The sequence below is a fragment of the Thermococcus aciditolerans genome (assembly GCF_008152015.1).
Lineage (GTDB): Archaea > Methanobacteriota_B > Thermococci > Thermococcales > Thermococcaceae > Thermococcus > Thermococcus celericrescens.
The window spans coordinates 927,070-947,564 of record NZ_CP041932.1 but is presented as its reverse complement, the minus strand read 5'-3'; the positions used below and the strand labels follow the sequence as shown (position 1 = coordinate 947,564).

Below are 20,495 nucleotides of genomic sequence, written 5' to 3'. Positions count from 1 at the left end.
TCACCTCCTCGGCTTCTCCTTCCTTCCCTTGACGAGCTCCTTGAGGGAGACCCTGTTGACCTTGACGACCTTGTACCTGATTCCCGGGATATCACCGACGGAACCACCCTTTGGACCACCGATTCCCTCGATGATGACCTCGTCGTGTTCGTCGATGTGGTTGATGGCACCGTCACCGGGGGTGAAGGCGGTAACGACCTTACCGTTCTTGATGAGCTGAACCCTGACGGCCTTACGCATAGCCGAGTTCGGCTGCTTTGCCTCGACGGCTATCTTCTCGAGGACGATGCCCTTGGCCTGCGGGGCACCTCCAAGCGGGTCGCTCTTCTCCTTGAGCCTGAGGACTCTCCTCTTGTACCTGATGTCGCTCCAGCGGAACTTCTTCCTCTTGAGCTTGAGCTTCCTTCCGGCAAACTCTCCATACGGGGCCTTCTTTCCAGCCATGATCATCACCTCAGATTATGACCACATCGTGAATGCCGTGGTGTCTCTCCATCAACTCTTTCACGAGGTTGATGTTCTGGCCGCCCTTTCCGATAGCCCTGGCCTTGTCGCGGGGCCCGATGTCAAGGAGGGCGACCTTCTTACCATCACGCTTCTCAGTGATGTGGACCTTTTTAACCTTAACCCCGAGGCTCTTATAAATGTTCCTCAGGAACTCTTCGGGGTTCTCCGAGTGCTCGATGAGCTCTATCTCCTTTCCGAGCATGTTCTGGACGCGCTTGACGTTGGCTCCCTTCTTTCCGAGGGCCAGTCCCATCTCGCCCTTCTTAATGACGTATATGAGCCTGTTCCTGTTGGTGTCGATGAGGCAGTCCATCACTGTCGCTCCGGTCATGCTCTCGAAGAGCGCTATGAACTTGATCTGGTCGGTGTTGAGCTTGAGCGGCATTACTCCTTACCCCCAGCCAAGGCCAGTATCCTGCTCTCACCGGGGTCGATTATCGCGAGGGCCGAAACGGTGTGCGGCCTTCCGAGGAGGGTTCCGAGCTCGACGCTGGTTCCCTCGAACTCGTAAATCGGTATGCCGCTGAGCTTGGCGTAGTAGAGTATGTCCTCCTTTATGTCCGGCCTCGCGTTCCTGGCCACGATAATCATCTTGGCGCCGCCCATCTTGGCGTACTGGATGGCCTTCTTCGCTCCCATGATTATCTTTCCGGTGTCCTCTGCCTTCCTAAGCTCGAATGCGAAATCAACCATACATCACACCTCCCTACTCCCTTTTCGGTCTCAGGGGGAGATTCATTGCCAGTTTGACCATTCCGGTTCCGACTGGAACCGGCTGCCCTATCAGCACGTTCTCCACGACACCGTTGAGGGGGTCCTCATCGCCCCTCTCAGCGGCCTCGAAGAGGTGCTGGGTGGTTATCTCGAAGGCGGCCCTGGCAAGCACGCTGGCCTTCTCCCCAACTATACCGTGCCTGCCTATGGGCAGTATCACACCGTCGAGCGTCATCATGTCGGCGACGAGCATGATGTGCCTGACGTCAACCTCGAGACCCTGCTCGCGCATCGTGTTGACGATTTCCTCTATGATGGCGTTTCTTGCCGCTTCAATGCCAAGCACGTCGGCGATCTCCCAGATGTTGTTCGTCCTGGTTCTCGTAGGGTCAACGCCCGGAACCTTGAGCACCTGCTTGAAGTTCGAGCCCTCGGTGTAGATGACGTACTCGTCGCCTTCCTTCCTTATGATGGTCTTCCCGACGCCCGAGAGGCCTTTAAGGCGGTGCTTTTTAACCTTTTCGGCAAGTCTTCTGAGGTCTGAGAGTTTGCCGACCTTCTTGGGCCTCATTATGAGCGTGTATCCATCAACCTCGAACTCAGCGCTCTTGAAAGAGCCCTCGAGCTTCCTCTGGACCTTCTCCATGTCCAGACCGGCCTTCTCAAGCCTTTCTAGGTCTATGTCAACGACGAACTCGTAGTTGAGTATGTCGATGCTCATCTCGCGGGCAAGGTTTTCCAGGGTGGTACCTTCGATCCTCCTCGCGACCTCAAGGGCCTTCTCCCTGTCGTGGCGGTGCTTCTCGTCGAGGTAAACGGTCATGATCGGGGTGGACGGGTTCTTCCTCGCATCGACAATCTCGATGATTCTCGGCAGACCGAGGGTGACGTTGATTTCCGCGACACCAGCGTAGTGGAAGGTGTTGAGGGTCATCTGCGTTGAGGGCTCACCTATGGACTGTGCTGCAACGGTTCCTATGGCCTCTCCCGGCTCGACGAGGGCGTTCTGATACTCGCGGACGGTCTCCTCGATGATGGCCTCTATCTCAGCTTTCTTGAGCTTGTACTTCTTATTGTACTCGACCAGCTTGTTGTAGAGCTCCTCCCTGAGGTTCTCCGGGAGGTCTGCCTTGTCCACCAGGCTCTTGATGGTCTTCGCTGCGACCATTTCACTCACCTCCCCTCATCTTGACGAGGGTTCTAAGGATGACCCTGTCAACATCAACGGTCTTGCCCTGCCAGCTCTTCATCGGGTCGATGCCGTCCTCACCGTACTTGAACTGGACGATGATTCCGGTCGGGTCTCTCACAGTTCCGTCGTAGTCCACCTTGAGGTCCTGGAGGGCGTTGATGAGCCTTCTCTGCATGTAACCGCTCTGGGCAGTCCTGACCGCGGTGTCGACAAGTCCCTCACGTCCACCCATTGCGTGGAAGAAGTACTCCTGCGGGGTAAGGCCGCTCTTGTAGGAGTTGGTGACGAATCCCTTCGCCCTCGCGCCGAGGTCTTCCGGCTTGAAGTGCGTGAGAACCCTTCCGCGGTAGCCGCGGTAGAGACGCTTTCCACGGATGGACTGCTGACCGAGCATAGCGGCCATCTGGGTGATGTTGAGCATCTTACCCCTTGCTCCGGTCTTGGCCATGATGACCGCGTGGTTGCCCATACCGAGGTAGCGCTCGGCGACCTTACCGGCGTTGTCACGCGCCTCGGCGAGGACAGCCATGATGTTGCTCTCGAGGGTCTCCTCAAGGGTCTTACCCGGCAGCGGCTCAAGCTCACCGTTCTTGTAGGCCTCTATGAGCCTGTTGACCCTCTCCTCCGCCTCGCGGATTATCTCGTGAATCCTGTCGAGGGCTTCGCTCGGAAGGTCCTCATCGTCTATGGCGGTGGTGAAGCCCTTGTGGGTGATGGTCCAGATGGCGAGCTTGGTGACCTGGTCGAGGAACTGCCTCGCCCTATCAACGCCGTACTCCCTCACTATGAGGTCGAGGAGCCTTCCGTCCTCCCTTCCGTAGGCCTTCTTGTCTATGGCGCCGCTGAGGAGCTTTCCGTTCTGTATGTAGACGAAGCCGTCGTAGGCGAGCTTTCTAACTTCCTCCGGGTCGGGGACGAGCTTCTCCTCGATGAGCTTTTCGAGTGCCTCACAGCGCTCCGGCTCGTCGCAGAGCTTGTTGCGGTACCAGATGGTGATGTCCTCCGGCAGGACGAGCGAGAAGATGGTCTTTCCGCTCCAGAGCTCGACGCCGTTCTCCACCTTGTCCGGCGCCGGGAGCTCGCGGATGTCGATTCCCGCGAACATGAGCATCTGCTCGACCTCTGAGCGGGTGAAGTAGGCACCCTCACGGGTGAGCAGGTAGCCGCCGGAGATGTGGTCCTGGATTCCAGCGATGAGCGGGCCTCCGTACCTCGGCGAGATGATGTGGTTCTGAACCTCCATGAGTATCCTGGCCTCCGCCTGGGCCTCCTCGGTCTGCGGTACGTGGAGGTTCATCTCGTCACCGTCGAAGTCAGCGTTGTACGGCGGGCAGACCGAGAGGTTGAGGCGGAAGGTTCTGTACGGCATCACCCTGACGCGGTGGGCCATGATGGACATCCTGTGGAGTGAGGGCTGCCTGTTGAAGAGCACTATGTCTCCGTCCATGAGGTGCCTCTCGACTGTCCAGCCGAGGTCGAGCTTCTCGGCGATGATCTCAAGGTTGTTCTCCATGAGGCGGATTCTCCTTCCCTCGGGGTCGATGACGTAGTTGGCTCCAGGATACTTCTCCGGCCCGTTGAGGACCATCTTCTTGAGCTTCTCGAAGTTGAACTCGGTGACCTTCTCCGGAACGGTGAGCTCCATGGCTACCGCTATGGGAACGCCGACCTCGTTGATGCTTATCATAGGGTCGGGGCTGATGACCGTACGGGCCGAGAAGTTGACACGCTTACCGCTGAGGTTTCCACGGAAGCGGCCTTCTTTACCCTTGAGCCTCTGGGAGAGGGTCTTGAGGGGCCTTCCGCTCTTGTGCTTGGCCGGCGGAATGCCGGAGGTCTCGTTGTTGATGTAGGTGGTGACGTGGTACTGAAGGAGGTCCCAGAGGTCCTCGATGATGAGCTGCGGTGCACCGGCCTCGATGTTGCTCTTAAGCCTGTTGTTGATACGGATGATGTCAACGAGCTTGTGGGTGAGGTCGTCCTCTGCTCTGATACCGCTCTCGAGGGTGATGGACGGTCTCATGGTGACCGGCGGAACCGGCAGGACCGTCAGTATCATCCACTCGGGCCTGGCCTTCTCCGGGTGAAGTCCGAGCAGGTGCAGGTCCTTGTCGGGTATCTTCTCGAGCCTGTCCCTGACCTCGCTCGGCATCATTCTGTGCCTGTACTCGTTGCCCTCTTCATCCTTCCTGAGCTCCCAGTAGATGGTCGGCCTCTCGAACTTAATCGGGAACTGCGGCGCTCCACAGTGCGGGCAGACCATTCTCTCCTTGGCCTTCTTGTGGATCTCCTTGATGAGCTTGTCCTTGGCCTTCTTCCTGTCGCCCATGACCTCGAACTTGTGGGCGTACTCCTCTATCTCCTCGTCGGTGAGCTTTATCCTTCCGCACTCGCGGCAGGTGCTCTCGAGGACCCTGTGGATGGTCTTGGCGAATCCGACGTGGATTATCGGCCTGGCGAGCTCAACGTGGCCGAAGTGGCCCGGACAGTCTCCAGCTCTCGCTCCACAGGTCTCACAGCGGAGTCCCGGGTCAACAACACCCAGTCTTTTGTCCATGAGGCCGCCTTCGATTGGGTAGCCGTCGTCGTCGTAGGTGTCGGGGACGGTAATCTCGGCCGCGCTCATCTTTCTGATTTCCTGGGGTGAGAGGATACCGAATTCAATACTCCCGATGATCTTCTTCATCGACTGCATGCTATCACACCCTATCCGTTATCTTGAGGGACGGCCTTATTCCCATAGCCTTCAGCTCGTCGAGCAGCAGCTTGAAGGCGTAGCTCATCTCCACCTTGCTGATCTTCTCTTCCTCTCCACAGACCGGGCAGTAGACCTTTCCTCTGCGCTTGTCCTCGAGTGCCAGGTGTCCGCAGCTCTCGCAGACCCATACCTCGGTCTTGTCGCTCTCCTCGAGCAGTCTCTCTATGAGAAGCATCGCGGCGCCGTGTCCGATGAGGACGTCACGTTCCATCTCACCGAACCTGAGACCTCCTTCCCTGGCCCTACCCTCGGTCGGCTGCTTGGTGAGAACCTGCACCGGACCCCTGCTCCTCGCGTGCATCTTGTCGGCGACCATGTGGTGGAGCCTCTGGTAGTAGATGACACCGACGAATATGTCAGCCTCCAGTCTTCTTCCGGTTATGCCGTCGTACATGACCTCCCTGCCGCTGTGCTTGAATCCAAGCTCCTCAAGCTCCTTCCTGAGCTTCTCCTCGGGCTCACCAATGAACGCGGTTCCATCGACCCTCCTTCCAGTGAGGGCGGCGACCTTTCCGCCTATGGCCTCGATGAGCTGTCCGACGGTCATACGGCTCGGGATACCATGCGGGTTGACGATGAGGTCCGGAACGATTCCGCTCTCGGTCCAGGGCATGTCCTCCTGCGGAACGATGAGACCCACGACACCCTTCTGTCCGTGCCTCGATGCGAACTTGTCTCCGAACTCCGGGATGCGGAGGTCCCTGGTGGTCACCTTGACGAGTTTGGTTCCGTCGCCGGTCTCGGTGATGATAACCTTGTCAACTATACCCCTCTCGCTCGGCCTGACGGTGACGCTCGTCTCCCTTCTCTCCTGGAGTATTATCCCTCCGAGGCCGCTCTGCTCCTCGAGGAACCTCGGCGGTGAAGTTCTGCCGACGAGAACGTCCTTACCTGTGACCTTTGACTCCGGGAAGATTATACCGTCCTCGTCGAGGTGTCTGTAGTACTTCTCGCCGAGATAGCCCTGTATGGTGGGGTCGGGAACCTCAAAGCGGTCGGTCTGACCGCCGAGATAGCGCTTCTCCTCGGCCTCGTATGTTCTGAAGAACGTGCTTCTTCCGAGACCGCGTTCGATGGAGGCCTTGTTCATGATGATTGCGTCCTCCATGTTGTAGCCGCCGTAGCTGAGGACCGCGACCACGAAGTTCTGGCCTGCTGGCCTCTCCTCAAAACCGACGGCCTTCATGATGCGTGAGTTAACGAGCGGAACCTGCGGGTAGTGCATGAGATGCCCGCGCGTGTCCACCCTTATCCTGAAGTTGGCGGCACCAAAGCCGAGGCTCTGCTTGGCCATACCCGCTCCGTAGGTGTTACGCGGGGCAGCGTTGTGCTCCGGATACGGAACGAGCGAAGCTGGGATACCGAGTATCGCGGCCGGCATGAGCTCGAGGTGGGTGTGCTCCTCCGTGACCTCCCAGGGCCATGTGGCGACGAGGGCGTTCTCCTCCTCTTCCGCGTCGAGGTACTCTATGACGCCCATCTTTACCAGATCGTTCCAGGTGAGGGCCCCGCTCTTTATTGCATCGACGTGCTCCTTGGTGAGCTTCGGCTGCCCGTTCTCGACGATGATGAGCGGCCTCCTGACGCGGCCGTCGTCGCTGTTGACGTATACCTCCCGAACCTCCTCGTCCTGGTATATCGCCACGTTGATGACATCGCTTATCTTTCCGCTTCTCCTGTCGCTCCTTATCCTGCGGACGAGGGACTCTCCGTCCTCTATGGTCCCGATGAGAACTCCGTTGAGGTAGAGGCGCCAGAGCTCGGGGCTCGGGCGGCGCTCCTCGATGGAAACGACGCCGAGCTTGTTCAGGTACTCCATGACCTCCTCCTCGGGGATGCCGGTGGTTATCTGGGACATCAAGGAGAGGTTCTTAACGAGACCACAGTTCGGACCTTCAGGCGTCTCTGTCGGACAGATCCTTCCCCAGTGGGTTCCGTGAAGATCACGCGCCTCGAAGTGGGGCTGATCCCTGCTGAGCGGGGAAGTAACGCGCCTGAGGTGTGAAAGGGTGCTCATGTAGTTCGTTCTATCGAGAAGCTGGCTCACACCGGTCCTTCCGCCGGGCCAGGCACCGGTGGCAAGGGCGTGCTCGATCCTCTCGCTGAGGACATCAGGTCTTATGGAGTTTCTCACAAACCTCTGAATGTTCTCGAAGGTGTAGCGCTCGCCCTTCCTCTGGTAGGTCTTGGTCATCTGGTACTGCATGTCCTTGACGAGCTGGCCGAATGCGACGCGGAAGAGGTCCCTGAGGAGGTCTCCCGCTAACTTGAGCCTCTTGTTGGCGTAGTGGTCCTTGTCGTCCTCACCGCGGAGGCCTAGGGAAAGCTCAAGAACCTTGAGGGCCATCATGCCGAGGTAGTAGGCCTTAGCTTTTCTCCTCTCGGGCTCGACGCCCATGTGCGGGAGGAGGTTGTTGTCTATGATGTGCTCCGCCCTCCTGAGCCTGTACTCCTTCGGCTGACCGGGCAGGGAGAGCTTTCCTATGTAGTCGAGCGCGTCCTCCTGGTTCATCACGTCGCTGGCGTCCTCGAGGTTGTCGAAGAGAACCTGCTGTATCCTCGGATCGTCGCTCACGGCCTCGACGATCTCTTTATCGCTCAGAAGACCGAGGGCGCGCATAACGTAAACGAACTTGACGGGTCTCGGAACGTTCGGAATGTTGACGTAGAGGATACCATCCTTTCTCCTCTCGACGGTTATCAGGGCCCTGTAACCGTGTCTGTATGAGAAGACCTTTGCGATTATCCTGTTCTGCCTCTCGTCGCGCTCAACGAGGGTCTTGTTCGGGGCGAGGTCCTCAATGGAGACTATAACCCTCTCAGAACCGTTTATGATGAAATATCCTCCCGGATCCTTTGGATCCTCGCCGAGCTTGATGAGCTCCTCGTCGCTGAGGCCGTAAAGCCTGCAGGCCTTGGACTTGAGCATTATCGGGAGCTCTCCAATGCGGACCTCGACGGCCTCCTGCTCGATGCCCTTGATGACCGGGATGAGCTCGAGGTATAGCGGTGCGGAGTACGTGAGGTTCCTTATCCTGGCGTCCATCGGGTAGAGCGGCTTCCTCTGTCCCTGGGCCTCCTGGAACTCGGGTTCGCCCAGGCGTATTTTACCGAACTTAACCTCGAAGTCCGGAATATCCGGCTTCAGTCCGCCGAACTCGTATATGACCTGCTGCATGCCGTTGTCAATGAAAGCGTTGTAAGAATCAAGATGCTGTCTTACAAGTCCCCTCTCCTTCCAGTAGGCGTCCATAACGAGCCAGAGGTCGTCAGGAGTAACATCCACAACGGTTGGTCCTCTCGATGCCATAATCTCACCTCGCAGAATCAGTCCTCCACCACAAGGCGGTAGTAGTTGTAGTAGCCCGCCGTCGGGCTTTTTCTTCTGATCTCAAGGATATCGCCCGGCTTTGCCCCAAGGGCCACGACAGCAGGGTCCGAAGCCTTGATCTGCGGAAGCTGGGAGATCCTGATCCTGTACTTCCTGAGGAGCTCCTCTTTCTCCTCTTCGCTCAGTATTCTGTGTTCGGGAACCAGCTCATGTGTGAATATATCAAACTCTTTTTTCGTCGCCACCGAGAATTGCCCCCTTTAACATTTTTTAAGAACGATTATCACTACCTCACACCTGCGGGTTTCGGTATATAAGCTTTTCGAGTGGTATCTGGCTCGTATGGGTTTATATCGGTTGCGTAAAGTTTAAGAACCGTTTTCCATACCGAAAAGCTACTCTGATGCACTTTTATGTCCATCATTATGGGGAAAGGCTTATAAATGTTTGTCGTCGGTTCGATGTTCGAACTTTCTAAAAAACGGCCTGATGCTCGAGATCTGCTGTAATTTTGACATGATTTATGCCAGAATAATGGCATAACGTGGCTGATTAACGGCTTCATCTGTCATATTTGGCTAAAATACGGGTAAAATTTGGTCAGTTTTTTGTGCGAAACAGTGGCCACTGGTGCTTTTAAATGTCCAATATGACTTTGAAAGGCCCCGTATTGTGGATCAGAATGTTTTCACCGCTCAACAGTACGAACCCGCTTGAAAAACCGGTGTTTTGTTTGTGAGGGAAGCTTTTGAGAAAGCTTTGCCAGAAGTTTGTAGCTCTTTATCAAGAGCGTTTCTGTGTGTTGGTTTTCAACTTGAGCATTCCATTTTCAAGCGAGAACTCTATAAAAGTGGCCTTTTGAAGGGGTTTACTCTTCTCTGACGCCCAGAGGGCGTCCATTATATCTTAAACGCCTGCTCAAAGGGTGTAATCCAAAAGGTTCTCACTTTTAAATGCCCATTTGAAGAGAAACCACTCAAGAACTCGCACTTTGAGAAAGGAGCTACGAACCTTGATCAAACTTCGCGAAGGCGAACAAACTTTGCTGGGCAAAGTTTGATCAAAGAGTGCTCTTTCCATTAAACTGGCAGAAACCAGTCGTGCACTGCTCAAGTACAACCAACACAATGGGTTTAACTTTTAAATCAAGCCCTTCAAGAAGTTTCACATTTTTTATCGGCGCCCGAAGGGCGCCTTTGGAGAACGAAACACTCACCAAGCAAGCTTTGCTTGGCAAAGCTTGACCAAAAATGTTTTACTGGTTAAAAGCCTGAAAAAACTTCGTGCACTTTAAAACGGGCGATTCTGTTGGGGTTTACTCTTCTAATTGCCCTCTTGCGAGTGTTTCACTCTTCAAACGGCGTCCGAAGGACGCCAATAACAAGGTTAAAACTGCTTGATAGAAGATTATCCGAGAGCCAAACCCTGTTGAGACATGGAGTTAAAATATCGCACGACCTCAAGGGCACGGCACCAAACACAGTCAGAACTTTTTGATGAAACTTTGCGCAGGCGAACAAACTTTGCAGAGCAAAGTTTGACCAAAGAACACCCTTCTCAAAGAAAAGCAAAAATTAGTCGTGCACTAAAGAACTGGATAATTTTAAGCGGGGTTTAACATAAAAGGAAGCTTTTCAGAGCAGTTTCAACTTACCATTGGCGCCCTTCGGGCGCCTTCTCAAAGAGAAACACTCACAAAGGAGCGAGTAAATGAAAAACCCATTTCAGAACTTGTCAATTCTTAGAAAAGCACTCTTTCTTCCGCCAGCGCTTGCGAAGCAAGGGCTGAAATGGTGGGCCCGGGGGGCTTTGAACCCCCGACCACGCGGTTATGAGCCGCGCGCTCTGACCAGGCTGAGCTACGGGCCCACGGGATGGCGCCGCCGCCCGGACTCGAACCGGGGACCGCCGGATTAACAGTCCGGCGCTCTACCGACTAAGCTACGGCGGCACGACCCAATGTAGGGAATATGGAGGGGATTTATAAATCTTACGGTGCTCCCCAATGAAGGATGTCAGTCATTTTTGCGGAACATGGCGCGAGAACCGGCTGCGAAAACTTTATATTTTCCCCGGGGAGTCTTTAAACCGTGCCCCGGTAGCCTAGCCTGGTGGGGCGGCGGACTTGTAATCCGCCGGTCGCGGGTTCAAATCCCGCCCGGGGCTCCACAACCGTCCTTCCCTTCTAAAGGCCACGCTTTTGGTCGAAAGCCGCATTAAAATCGCATCCTCAATAAAACGGCTCCTGTTATACGTTGCCTTATCCATGAGTTCGATGACCTGCGGACTAAGCGTGATGTGAATTGGTATACGAGTTCTCTTAGGCTTCTTTTTGGCCATTCCAAGGTCCTCCTCCGTCCAATTCTGTGTGGCCACACGTGGCCACATGTGGCTACACTGAAATACTACCTGCGGACTGGATATAGACATTGTGGTCATTTGTCCTCACCAGAGTTCGGCGACTTTGCCTATCTCGAATTTCCACATTTTGGCAAGGTTCTCCATTCTCTCTGAAAAGCGGTCGGAGAGCCTGTACATACCTCTGTCCTCGTAAATCATGCCGAGGGCCAAAAGCTTCTTCACGACTCTGAAGTAGAGGACCTTATCTGCTCCATCAATGCCGAGAACCTCTTGGTACTCGTCTTTGAACATGCCTCCGTTCTTTTTGAGGTGTCCGACGAGGCGTTTTGCTATCTCGAGCGTTTTACCCTCGAAGAGTAGTTCGAGAGTACTTGTTGGTGGCTGATAGACAGGAACCCTTATCTCAACATAGTCCGGAAACTTTCTCCTGCGGGGCATTATATCACCTCTGTTATTTTGTTAACAGAGCTTATATTTTTCAGGCGCCAGGACGCTTCGGAAGTTGTGGGGAATAAGTACAGGTGGTGTATATTTGGCCGGGTTTTCCGGTGTTTGTCCTTGGTCCTCCGAGGAAGATGTTTTGGAAAGACGGATAATATACAGGTGGTGTTAGTATCCTTAACTTTCGTATGAAAGTTAAGACTCACCAGCGCTCACCTCCTTGATTGACCTAACTATACTCTCGAATACGCTCTTCTCAATGCGAGCGGATAGTTGCGCGTAGAGCCTCTTCCCTCTCTCGTTGAGCCTAATACGATAGTTCACGATGTCATAGACATCAACCACGAGGTATGGGGTCTCAACTATGTCGTCAATATCGTCGCGTGTCGCGTGCTTGAACCAAGCAAACAATTCATGCCTCTCTGCGAGCTTTTTGAGGATGCGAAGAAGCTCACTCTTTCTGAGGCTTCTGCCTGCATTCGCCACGACTATCAGGGTCAGGAGCTCTGCGCTGAGGAGGTCTTTCTCAAAGTCCGCCTCTACAAATGCCATCAAGGTGTCAAGACTCAAATCCTCATTCACGGCCATCACGCTCCTCAAGCTCTTCAAGAACTATGCGGTACTTTGGCACGTCGTTCTCGTATAAGATGACCTCGTTTTCGTTACGTTTCAACAGAGCTATTAAAACCCCCCAAAACTCCGATGTGATGTCTTTTTTGTCATCTGCTTCAACTATCTTGCCATGGCGCTTACTTATGTGTGCGAGATATATTGTGTCATGCAAAGGGGAGAGGAAAATGCCCCACTTATCCCAATTTATCTTAGCCACGCCCCGTCACCTCCCGAGCACTTCCCTCATGATTCTCCTCAGCTCGATGAAGTCCTCAGCAACCTGAACATCATCCAGCGGAATAACCGCGTAAAGATCCTCTGCCGAAGTTCCTTCGTACTTCCGCTCCAACTCGGCCCAAACTTCATCCACCCTGAAAACCGCAAAATGCTTACCAACCCAAACAAAGTAAAATACTGGCACGCTAAAGCGCCTGGCAAGCCTCTTCAGCCTGAGGAATTGGTAACCATTCACTTCCAGCTTTCCAGCACCCCACGCTCCCTGAGCGACTCTCCAACTCTTCCGCTTCAGCTCGAACGCCGCCACCGGCTCCCTCGAATCCCTGTCAAAGACTACGGAATCCACGTCATACATGAAGAACTCACCAGGGAACAGGTACTCGACCAGGTCACTAAAGAGATATCTATTCTCCATGTCGAGGAGAGAGCGGCGCATGTAGTCAAAGAAAGGTTTGTAAATCGGTGTTCCTGCGTCCGCGGAAAGCCGGATCATCTCGGCCCTCGCTGCTGGCATCAGCCCTCACCCCCGAGGAGGACGCTGATGACTTCCCTCATGATGTCCTTGCGATAAGTCTGCCTGTACGCTTCAACGTGCTTTTTGAGGCCCTTAGCCACGGCGAGAATCCTCCTCCGCTCTCTCTTTTCATTCTCGGAAAAAATTTCGAGAGCAGTTTGAAAAGTCATGCCCTCACCCCCCGGTGCCAGGTTACCTTCCAGGTCCAGTTCGCCCTCAAGGTTGCCCACGCAAGAACGTGCGTCGTCGAGTTGGGGAACGCAACAGGCGGCAGTCCAGCCTCTTCCCGGATCATGTTCCACAGGCGCTCAGGGCCAGGAACATACAGGTCGGCCGGGCGGCGGAGGTAGTGCAGTTTCACGTCCCCACGAATGCTGAGCACGTCACTGCAGTTCGTCGGATCCTCACACTCCATGCTGAGCTTCCATGAGCGCGCCCACGGTGTGAGGTAGACGTGGTGCAGGCCCCTGCCATCCCTCTTCTCTAGCATGTAGTAGTCAAACCAGCCGTCGAGGTCCAGCGCGAGGAGCACCAGCTCCGCGCCGTCAGCGCGAACCCTGTCCAGCTCGTAGACTCTGACCTCCGGGTGCTCGAGGATGAGGGTGGCAGTCAGAGGTGAGAGGATAGGGCGGAGGATCATGGCGAGGCCCCCTCAAGCCTTCTGCTCATGAGCGACCCTCCTTTCGAACGTCTTTTCCCTCCAGTACGCGTACCCGTACATCTCCGCGTTGATCTTGCCCGCTGCAATGTTGAAGTCAGTCCACGCATCGCTGAGAGCCGTTCCTGTCATGATGCCCATCCTGAAGAGCTCGAACGTCTCAATCACATTGTCCAGCTTTCTCCTGACGTCCAACAGGGCTTCATACAGCTCCTGCTCAGACCTCATACCCTCACCTCCCTGCGCTGGAGTTTCCTCAACAGAGTCTCCAGCGCGTCCGCGTAGCCCGTCCAGTACTCGGCCCCGTTCTCCTGCCGAATGCTCAACGAGAACGCTGTCTCCCTGGCAACCTGAATCCCCCGCTCAAGCCACTCAAGCAGGGTCGGCGGTTCGTCCCTATCACGGAGCACTTCATCCAACTTCGCCTTCTCCGAAGCGACCCAACTCCAGAACTCAGCCTCCGCCTGGCTCATTCCTCATCCCTCCTCAGCCAAACCCTAAACAGCTTGTAGCTCGACTCGACAGAACGAACAACGAAACCATCACCCTGCAAAGTTTCCACAGCCTTCAGGAAGCCCTGAAACTCCTCCCACGAGGCCGGAGTCGTCAGGCTCAGAACTACCGCGCCCGGGACCTCTGAGGGCTTGGTAATGCCAACCTTCTCGGGCAAAACCTCGCCAGTCATGCGCTGACCCTCCCGTAATACCTCCTAACCGAGAAAGTCGAGAACGGGAAGCTCTGCTTGACCATGAAGCGGGCCCTTTCTTCCGCTTCCTCCTGAGTTCGGGCGAGAATGACGATTTTCCTGGTGGTTCCCCCGCTGATAGTCACCAGCCAAGGCTTTACTACTGAAGGACGGCCACGCCTGGCCACCTCAAACACCTCCAAAAGAAGATGAGGAGGCCGAATCGGCCTCCTTTGCGAGCCGCCCTTTCTTTATTCGTTCCCACTCCCTCTTCACGAGTTCAACAAGTTCTGGAGTGGTCGTTACTGTCAAGAATGCTCCAGTCCTCTCTGCAATCATGATAATGCCCTCATCGGCGTGAGGGCAGTCTTCCACTCCACAGGTGTCGGCGAAGTCGCCAGGATACATCTCTATGTAGTTGTAGAAGGCCTCGCACTCGCCCCTGTATGGGCAGGTGCAACAACTGAAGATGCCCTGTCCCATGCTGTCCCCTATCAGGCCTGCATGCACCAAGATGCCGCCTTTCTCCAAGACTTCAACCAAAACGTTCTTCTCAGACATCGGCCTCCCTCCTGTGCTTGCGGTAAAAGTCCAACAAGAACGAAATCGCCTCGTCCGCGTTCTTCACCTCGTCATTACTCCTGACGAAAGCCAGGAGCCGCTCCTTGGTGGCCTTCGAGACCGGCAGCCTCTCAGAGAGGCGAACCCCATACTCAGACATCAGACGTCACCTCCACCTTTTTTCCTTCAAGCTTCAACAAGAACGGGCCGAACAGGGCCCTGAAATCCGCGTTAGAACCAACAACCTCCGCCACAACATCGAAACCGTACTCCCGCACAAGCCGCTTGAGTCCATTGTTGCCGACACTCTTCAAGAAAGACTCCGCCTTCTCCTTTGTCTTCCAGCTCGAAGCCCACTGCTCATACTGCTTTAACCAGGCCTTCAACTGCTTCTCAATCTTCGCCCTCGGGACCTCAACCGCAGGCTGGCCGTCTTCTGTGGGCTTTGGAACGTCGAGGCTCTTGGCCGCCTTCAGCGTGTCTTCCCTGACTATTTTAGCGAAGCGGACGTTTACGCCGTCTTTCCTGTAGAGGTCGATGCCTTCGAGCTCCCTGATGCCCGGTAAGGGCCTGATGATTTCTGGAATCCTGCCGTTCTCGTCGATTGTTATGAAGAAGCGTTGCATGACTGCGACCTGTTCCTGCGGGTCGAGGATTCCGAGGTCTCTCATGAGGTCGTTCCACGTGAGGCCTTCTTCCACCGCTTTGGGGATGGCGAGGAGAATCTTTGACCACTTGGAGGAAAGCTTGGGCTTGTTGTTCTTGCAGTCAAAGAGCTTAGAAGCACAGTCCTCGAGCTTCTTTTCGAGTTGCTCTATGGTCCTATTCTGGCGTTCAATTATTTTGTCTTTCTGAACAATGATTTTGTTCTTCTGCTCAAGCTCCTTCTCAAGAAGAGCCACCATCTGTTCAAGCTCTGCTATTCTCCGCCCCATTTCTTTGATGTCCTTGTGAGTGTGGTCCATCACAAACACGAAGTATTCAGTCCTGCTCATCGGCCCGCGTTCGGCATCGAATCTCTCTTTGTATGACTTAGGAACACGAAGAAACAAATCAACAAGCTCCTCTGGCCACTTTTTGGGTCTTCCTGGTCCTGCTGTTGGTCTCCGAACGCGGGCCATAATTGTCGCCTCTAAACTGTGGTGTGGTGAGTCTTCCAGAACTCCCACAGCTCCCAAACGAACTCACCCCAAGGCTTTCGCCCCTTAGCCTGCTCCATTTCTTCGACTTTCTCGGGCGGAAGGAGGAACTCCACACGCCTGACGGCCTTATACTTCCGAGTTCTCGGCATCTTGGCCACCACCTTTTTGGAACTTAAACCCATATATGGAACTTAGTTCCATAAACCATACGGAAGGAAAGTTTAAAAAATTTATGTGGGCACAATTGAGGCGTAATGTTCATAGCTTAACAGATGTTTACTTTAAATAGTGGTTGAGTGAACATAATTGGCAGATTTTGTATATCATAAATTCAAGCCGTGAAAAAGAACTGCTTAGAGAGCAGAAGCAGTAATATAAACTCTTCTCTCTTCTTCTTTTCTTGCACGATAATTATATCTATATATAATTAAACGTCCAAAAAAACATATTTGAAATTAGACTCTTCATCGGGTACTTCGCTCTTGAAGATGTCTAAAAGAACCACTTCTATTAGCTCATCTGGCTCAATATTGAGACTTTTACGAATTTCGTTGGGGATGTATGCAGTTCCTTTTCTTCCGACCTTGCTAATTATCTGTTTTTGAGTTTCAACAAATATCGTTTTGTCATTAAAATCTATTTTGATTTTCCTGACAATTAATTTAACATAATCCCCTCTTTCAATTTTTAACGTGTCTCGAATATACCTTGGTATGACTAATCGTCCGTCTTTATCTACCCTTGCATGAAACTTCGCCAGCGGTTCCTTGGTTTCTTTCATTGGCTCACCTCTTTGGTTGTGTCTTCTGGAGTTTGGATTATGGAGTATATACTATATCCCCATTTGGGTATACTGCTCATAAGGTTTACCTTTTGGTGGCGAGTGTGGATGATCCTTTTGTAGGGGTCGAGTTCATCCTGCGTTAAAGTCGTGTGAGAGGGGTAAAATCCTGACACTAAAACTGAGCGTAAAGATTACGTACGGAAATTATTTAAGGGATGTGTTTAAGCTTTTTTGGTGAGACTAAATGAAAGACTATTTGGAGCGCAAGATATACTTTTACAAGCTTATTCCGCGAGATGAAGTACTTAAGAGGTATAAGCAGAATAGAATATTAGACCACAAATTTAGACAAAAGTTCGGAGCATTCTTGCATAATCATCATGATTTCCTTGACCGAAATATACCTCTAAAAAGGGTGTTAGAGATTAAGTATTCTTTTGAACGAGATCTAATTTTAATTAGAGACAATCCTGCAGAATTTAATTTGATTCCATGGATTGGGGGGCCTGAAAAGGGTGTCATTACTGCGAGGATTGGATACGGTAAAGAGAGGGATTTGCCAACAAAAATTGATGAAGAGGGTCATGAAAATGGCATACAGTTAGACAAAAGCCGGAAAGAGAGATTGTATTATCCAACTCACTTTGTCGTGTTCCCTAACGGTATAGTTGGGATGGAGAGATACAAAGATGGACCAACTTCATATCAGCTAAAATATTTCCTTAGCCAATATTTGTTTGGTCAGGCGAGTGTAGTTGACCTCATGGAAGTGTACTACCGGGAGTTCATTGAGGAGCTTCTGAGGTCTCCCCGTGTGGTATCTATGTATCTGAGAATGGCGGCAACAAAGTACGTGTATTATATGAAACACAAAAAGGACATGGATGAGGATATTAGTGAATTGCTTGGAGATTTTGTATATCTCTTGGGGCCGGATGTGATTGAAATAAAGGCCTCGGTCGATGGGAGGATTAAGAAAAAGAGGCTTTCTAAGGATGCTGTGATATCATTTGTGGACAAACTAAGAAAAATTGATGATAAGCTGAATATTGTAGAAGACATTATTATTAAATATGAAGACCCAAAGACACATGAACTAAAAGATAAAAATATTTTTGAAGACAAGTTGATAGCCACAAAAAAGGTTGTCCGGGCGAAGGAAGAATGGTCGAGAGTGGACTCAGAACAAATGTATAACAAAATTATAGAAGCCTACAATGACTTGTATGAGAAGATTGAAAAGTTTTTAAACGGTGAAAGTTGAGAAGCTAAACGTGAATAGGTATGTTCCCGAAAATCCTTCGTAAGGGTATTGCTGGTGGCTTTATCTCATTCATATTTGTGGTCATTTTAACGAAGTATGGACCGTTAGAAATGTTAACCCCCACGTCGGAGTTTTATTGGACAATGGCATCTATCTCAGGTGTTCTTGCTGGATTCGTATTGGTTGGAGTTACAATACTACACACTCTTCCAGACATAGAGATTTACAGGGAGCTACAGCAATTTAAATCTTTTAAACAAAGTTATACAATATATTATGCTACTTTCACGTTTTTGCTTATTGTTTTGACTCTTTCGATGATTGGGGGAGCAAGTTTATCAGAAAACGCGATTTTTGGATATCTTGTGCTTGCTCTATTTATGATCTCTTTAGGTATGGTTTACTCTTGTTTTTGGATACTCAAAAAACTGGCCGAGCTAAGATTTAATTAAAGATGTTTGAGAAATTTTCCCGTGTGGGGGATTTTTACCTGCTCTTCAAGAAATGGGTTTGTTCTTCAGCGTATGTGCTGGCCGAGGATGTAGGGGGTTATGTATTTGGTTATTACGGTTTGCATTACCTCTGGAAGGCTCTGTTCTTTGCTTGGTATCGGTTCTGTGTGACCTCTGCCGTGCATGTGGAGGGGCCATGATTGGAAGGTTGGTTCGTCGTGGAAGTTGTCCCATCCGACGAGTTCATGACCGAGGGTGTCTCTTAGGTAGGCTGAGAATTTGCGCTGGAATATGGTTTTTCCATTGCAGTCGTGTTCAATGAAGCGGTCGATGATGTAGAGAACGTGGCCGGTTGTAAATGTTATTTTGGCCTGGTACTCCAGGTTGTCGTCGGGTGTGGCGGGTGGTCGTGGTTTAAAGGTAACCTCTTGGATTATCCCGTAACGGGCTAATCGACGTTCGATGTTTTTTAGAAAGGTTGCGTTGCTCAGGAGAAGTTTAAAAGCTTTGTTTCGGGGTGGGAGGGCTCTTGAGTGCCTATCCTCAAAAATGGCTACCACTAATGGGATTCTACTCACAGGAGTCCCTCCTTGTGGAGGAGTTCCTCGTAGTGGTTCCAGGTTTCGAGGATTATGCTGAGGTGTGGGCTGGTTTCGGCGAGTTTTTCAAGTTCTTCTTTGGGGCTGTATTCCCTCCGGTATTCTTCTATTATCTCAAGGATTTCTCGGAGTTGTTCTTCCTTTGTAGCTAGTGGGACGCCAAGGCCTTCGCTGACTTCTATTATTTCTCTCGGAGTTGAAAGCTGGAGGATTTCGCTTGCCGAGGTTTCAGCGTCGAGTGTTAGATCTTTGATGAGTTTATTTAGCTCTCTCTTGCTCATTCTGTTTAGGGTCTCGCGTGGGAGGTCCTCCATGGGGATCGCAATTGGCATTTTCTCACCTGAGATTGCTTAGGGTATTGAATATTAAATAACTTACGGAATTATTACTGTAAAAGTTTGTAAAAAAGTAGGAGCGAGGTCATGAATTGGGCATTTCCGCATAGATTCTGATGTACATGCCTCCTTTAACAAAGGCGGAGGGGACAACGTCGAGGATTGTGAACTTTCTGCACTTTTGGGCGTCGAACCCCTGCTGCTTTAAGTATCCGTAGGTGCTCTTGGCGAGGATATCCATCCACTGCTCGTGATAGGGTTTGCTATAAAGGAAGAGTACGAGTGGGACATTGACTTCGTATTCCTTGAGGTTCCTGTAATAAATGTCATCAACGCTTTTCACGTATTTGCAGTTGGGGTTGTCTTCTTGGATGACTTTGGGTAGCTTCTCGATTAAGTCCAGCTTCACTTGCCCCTTGTTGTCGAAGTAATCCATCGTCGCAGGCATCATATACTCCGGGGTCAGCGGACCTGGTTCTGTGGTCTCAATTAGCTTTGCTTTGACTTTTTTGTCGTCAAGCCAGAGGTGATATATCTTGACTTTCTTAACGGGCTCTCCTGCGTAGTCGAGGAGCTCGATTGCCCCACCGAGGGTCATTGGTATTATGTACGGCCAGTAAATTAGGAGGATTCTGTCATAGTATTGTTCTTTAACCCTGAATGCTGGCCAGAGGCCAAAACCGTTTTCTGTTTCGGCGTAGACGATGTATGTGTCCAGTCCTTTTTCTAGGAATATGTAAGCTCCTGTGATTGCAAAGTCCGCGTAAGTGCCTTTCATATTACCTCTTAATTCGAGCGGAGTTTGAATGTCGTAGTAGTACCCTTTTATCATGCTCTGATTCTCCTTTTGAACGTCCAGGTGGACGTTATTGCCTAAGAAGTCGGCGAACTCTAAGGCAACTCTGTAGGGATCGTTGGTGGTGATGTAAAAGTCTTCGGGGAATATTGGTTCTTGGAACCCTCTCTGGACTCCGCAAACGATGGCCTCCTCATAGTCGTTTCTCCATGCGTCGCTTTTGCAGTCTGGCGAAATTACGTCTTCATCTTCAACCCTCACGGTACTGGTGGTCGTTGATGGATTGGATGTCATCGTTTGGGTTTCTTTTCTTGTCGTGGACGGGGTGGTCTCTCCTGGAGAGTTCGTGATGCTGGTTGTGGGTTGCGTAGTCTCTGTGGGACTCGTTGTAGTCTCCTCTGGCCCGACGGTTTTGGTAACTGTGACTGTCTTTGTTTCTCCCCCGCTTATGCACCCACTGATGATTGATGCCAATAAGACCACTACGAGGCTTAACGCTAGGGCCTTCCTCCGCATGATATCACCACTCATTGTACGAATTGAAAGATAAAA

General features: G+C 52.0%; 27 protein-coding genes and 3 tRNA genes. 3 read left to right on the top strand and 27 right to left on the bottom strand.

Annotation, left to right across the window (positions count from 1 at the left end; all coding sequences use genetic code 11):
* The 9 genes from FPV09_RS05200 to FPV09_RS05160 form a co-directional block, all read right to left on the bottom strand.
* Complete coding sequence (locus tag FPV09_RS05200; protein WP_014012380.1) at positions 1–444, bottom strand: 30S ribosomal protein S12; 444 nt, start codon at positions 442–444, stop codon at positions 1–3.
* Positions 445–454: 10 nt separating this feature from the next.
* The gene (locus FPV09_RS05195) at positions 455–892 is read right to left on the bottom strand and encodes a NusA-like transcription termination signal-binding factor (RefSeq protein WP_014012379.1); all 438 of its coding nucleotides are present in this window, start codon (positions 890–892) and stop codon (positions 455–457) included.
* Positions 892–1,200 carry a 50S ribosomal protein L30e gene (locus FPV09_RS05190; protein ID WP_014012378.1) on the bottom strand — a complete coding sequence of 103 codons (309 nt, stop codon included), beginning with the start codon at positions 1,198–1,200 and terminating at the stop codon, positions 892–894. The genes FPV09_RS05195 and FPV09_RS05190 overlap by 1 nt, the downstream gene beginning before the upstream one ends.
* A gap of 13 nt (positions 1,201–1,213) precedes the next feature.
* A complete protein-coding gene (gene rpoA2 / locus FPV09_RS05185; RefSeq protein WP_148882629.1) occupies positions 1,214–2,389 on the bottom strand; it encodes a DNA-directed RNA polymerase subunit A'' in 1,176 nt (391 codons plus the stop codon).
* A 1-nt stretch (position 2,390) separates the two neighbouring features.
* Complete coding sequence (locus FPV09_RS05180) at positions 2,391–5,108, bottom strand: DNA-directed RNA polymerase subunit A' (RefSeq protein ID WP_148882628.1); 2,718 nt, start codon at positions 5,106–5,108, stop codon at positions 2,391–2,393.
* A gap of 4 nt (positions 5,109–5,112) precedes the next feature.
* Positions 5,113–8,481, bottom strand: coding sequence for a DNA-directed RNA polymerase subunit B (locus FPV09_RS05175; protein ID WP_148882627.1), 3,369 nt, complete (start codon positions 8,479–8,481; stop codon positions 5,113–5,115).
* Positions 8,482–8,498: 17 nt separating this feature from the next.
* Complete coding sequence (locus FPV09_RS05170; protein ID WP_148882626.1) at positions 8,499–8,747, bottom strand: DNA-directed RNA polymerase subunit H; 249 nt, start codon at positions 8,745–8,747, stop codon at positions 8,499–8,501.
* Positions 8,748–10,293: 1,546 nt separating this feature from the next.
* Positions 10,294–10,371: transfer RNA gene (locus FPV09_RS05165), tRNA-Ile, on the bottom strand.
* Positions 10,372–10,377: 6 nt separating this feature from the next.
* Positions 10,378–10,453, bottom strand: a tRNA-Asn gene (locus FPV09_RS05160).
* Positions 10,454–10,594: 141 nt separating this feature from the next.
* Here FPV09_RS05160 and FPV09_RS05155 point away from each other — a divergent pair.
* Positions 10,595–10,671: transfer RNA gene (locus tag FPV09_RS05155), tRNA-Thr, on the top strand.
* 276 nt (positions 10,672–10,947) lie between these two features.
* Here the strand turns inward: FPV09_RS05155 and FPV09_RS05150 are convergent.
* The 15 genes from FPV09_RS05150 to FPV09_RS05095 form a co-directional block, all read right to left on the bottom strand.
* A complete protein-coding gene (locus FPV09_RS05150; RefSeq protein ID WP_148882625.1) occupies positions 10,948–11,301 on the bottom strand; it encodes a hypothetical protein in 354 nt (117 codons plus the stop codon).
* Positions 11,302–11,499: 198 nt separating this feature from the next.
* A complete protein-coding gene (locus FPV09_RS05145) occupies positions 11,500–11,892 on the bottom strand; it encodes a hypothetical protein (RefSeq protein ID WP_148882624.1) in 393 nt (130 codons plus the stop codon).
* Entirely contained in the window at positions 11,879–12,133 is a 255-nt protein-coding gene (locus FPV09_RS05140; protein WP_148882623.1) for a DUF7446 family protein, read from the bottom strand. The genes FPV09_RS05145 and FPV09_RS05140 overlap by 14 nt, the downstream gene beginning before the upstream one ends.
* Before the next feature lie 6 nt (positions 12,134–12,139).
* A complete protein-coding gene (locus FPV09_RS05135) occupies positions 12,140–12,667 on the bottom strand; it encodes a hypothetical protein (RefSeq protein WP_148882622.1) in 528 nt (175 codons plus the stop codon).
* Positions 12,667–12,837, bottom strand: coding sequence for a hypothetical protein (locus tag FPV09_RS11985; protein WP_168194733.1), 171 nt, complete (start codon positions 12,835–12,837; stop codon positions 12,667–12,669). Before FPV09_RS11985 ends, FPV09_RS05135 begins: the two co-directional genes overlap by 1 nt.
* Positions 12,834–13,307: a hypothetical protein gene (locus FPV09_RS05130; protein ID WP_148882621.1), complete on the bottom strand. Its 474-nt coding sequence runs from the start codon at positions 13,305–13,307 to the stop codon at positions 12,834–12,836. The genes FPV09_RS11985 and FPV09_RS05130 overlap by 4 nt, the downstream gene beginning before the upstream one ends.
* 12 nt (positions 13,308–13,319) lie before the next feature.
* Entirely contained in the window at positions 13,320–13,553 is a 234-nt protein-coding gene (locus FPV09_RS05125; protein WP_148882620.1) for a hypothetical protein, read from the bottom strand.
* Entirely contained in the window at positions 13,550–13,798 is a 249-nt protein-coding gene (locus FPV09_RS05120; RefSeq protein WP_148882619.1) for a hypothetical protein, read from the bottom strand. The genes FPV09_RS05125 and FPV09_RS05120 overlap by 4 nt, the downstream gene beginning before the upstream one ends.
* Positions 13,795–14,010, bottom strand: a complete 216-nt coding sequence (locus tag FPV09_RS05115; protein WP_148882618.1) for a hypothetical protein — start codon at positions 14,008–14,010, stop codon at positions 13,795–13,797. Before FPV09_RS05115 ends, FPV09_RS05120 begins: the two co-directional genes overlap by 4 nt.
* Positions 14,007–14,198, bottom strand: a complete 192-nt coding sequence (locus FPV09_RS05110; protein WP_148882617.1) for a hypothetical protein — start codon at positions 14,196–14,198, stop codon at positions 14,007–14,009. The genes FPV09_RS05115 and FPV09_RS05110 overlap by 4 nt, the downstream gene beginning before the upstream one ends.
* 1 nt (position 14,199) lies before the next feature.
* Positions 14,200–14,571 (bottom strand): hypothetical protein, encoded by a 372-nt coding sequence (locus FPV09_RS05105; protein ID WP_148882616.1) that lies wholly within the window; start codon positions 14,569–14,571, stop codon positions 14,200–14,202.
* Positions 14,564–14,731, bottom strand: a complete 168-nt coding sequence (locus FPV09_RS11980; protein ID WP_168194732.1) for a hypothetical protein — start codon at positions 14,729–14,731, stop codon at positions 14,564–14,566. The genes FPV09_RS05105 and FPV09_RS11980 overlap by 8 nt, the downstream gene beginning before the upstream one ends.
* Positions 14,724–15,566, bottom strand: a complete 843-nt coding sequence (locus tag FPV09_RS05100) for a SlyX family protein (protein WP_148882615.1) — start codon at positions 15,564–15,566, stop codon at positions 14,724–14,726. The genes FPV09_RS11980 and FPV09_RS05100 overlap by 8 nt, the downstream gene beginning before the upstream one ends.
* A gap of 137 nt (positions 15,567–15,703) precedes the next feature.
* Positions 15,704–15,862 (bottom strand): hypothetical protein, encoded by a 159-nt coding sequence (locus tag FPV09_RS11975; RefSeq protein ID WP_168194731.1) that lies wholly within the window; start codon positions 15,860–15,862, stop codon positions 15,704–15,706.
* 278 nt (positions 15,863–16,140) lie between these two features.
* Positions 16,141–16,494: an AbrB/MazE/SpoVT family DNA-binding domain-containing protein gene (locus tag FPV09_RS05095; protein WP_148882614.1), complete on the bottom strand. Its 354-nt coding sequence runs from the start codon at positions 16,492–16,494 to the stop codon at positions 16,141–16,143.
* A 259-nt stretch (positions 16,495–16,753) separates the two neighbouring features.
* Here FPV09_RS05095 and FPV09_RS05090 point away from each other — a divergent pair, with 259 nt between their 5' ends.
* Positions 16,754–17,761, top strand: a complete 1,008-nt coding sequence (locus tag FPV09_RS05090; protein WP_246112323.1) for a hypothetical protein — start codon at positions 16,754–16,756, stop codon at positions 17,759–17,761.
* A gap of 20 nt (positions 17,762–17,781) precedes the next feature.
* Positions 17,782–18,213 carry a hypothetical protein gene (locus FPV09_RS05085; RefSeq protein WP_148882612.1) on the top strand — a complete coding sequence of 144 codons (432 nt, stop codon included), beginning with the start codon at positions 17,782–17,784 and terminating at the stop codon, positions 18,211–18,213.
* Between the two features lie 65 nt (positions 18,214–18,278).
* On the opposite strand, the gene FPV09_RS05080 is transcribed toward FPV09_RS05085, so the two are convergent.
* The 3 genes from FPV09_RS05080 to FPV09_RS05070 form a co-directional block, all read right to left on the bottom strand.
* A complete protein-coding gene (locus tag FPV09_RS05080) occupies positions 18,279–18,791 on the bottom strand; it encodes a toxin-antitoxin system TumE family protein (RefSeq protein ID WP_148882611.1) in 513 nt (170 codons plus the stop codon).
* Positions 18,788–19,144, bottom strand: coding sequence for a hypothetical protein (locus FPV09_RS05075; protein ID WP_148882610.1), 357 nt, complete (start codon positions 19,142–19,144; stop codon positions 18,788–18,790). The genes FPV09_RS05080 and FPV09_RS05075 overlap by 4 nt, the downstream gene beginning before the upstream one ends.
* A gap of 88 nt (positions 19,145–19,232) precedes the next feature.
* The gene (locus FPV09_RS05070) at positions 19,233–20,459 is read right to left on the bottom strand and encodes a hypothetical protein (protein ID WP_148882609.1); all 1,227 of its coding nucleotides are present in this window, start codon (positions 20,457–20,459) and stop codon (positions 19,233–19,235) included.
* Positions 20,460–20,495: the final 36 nt, after the last annotated feature.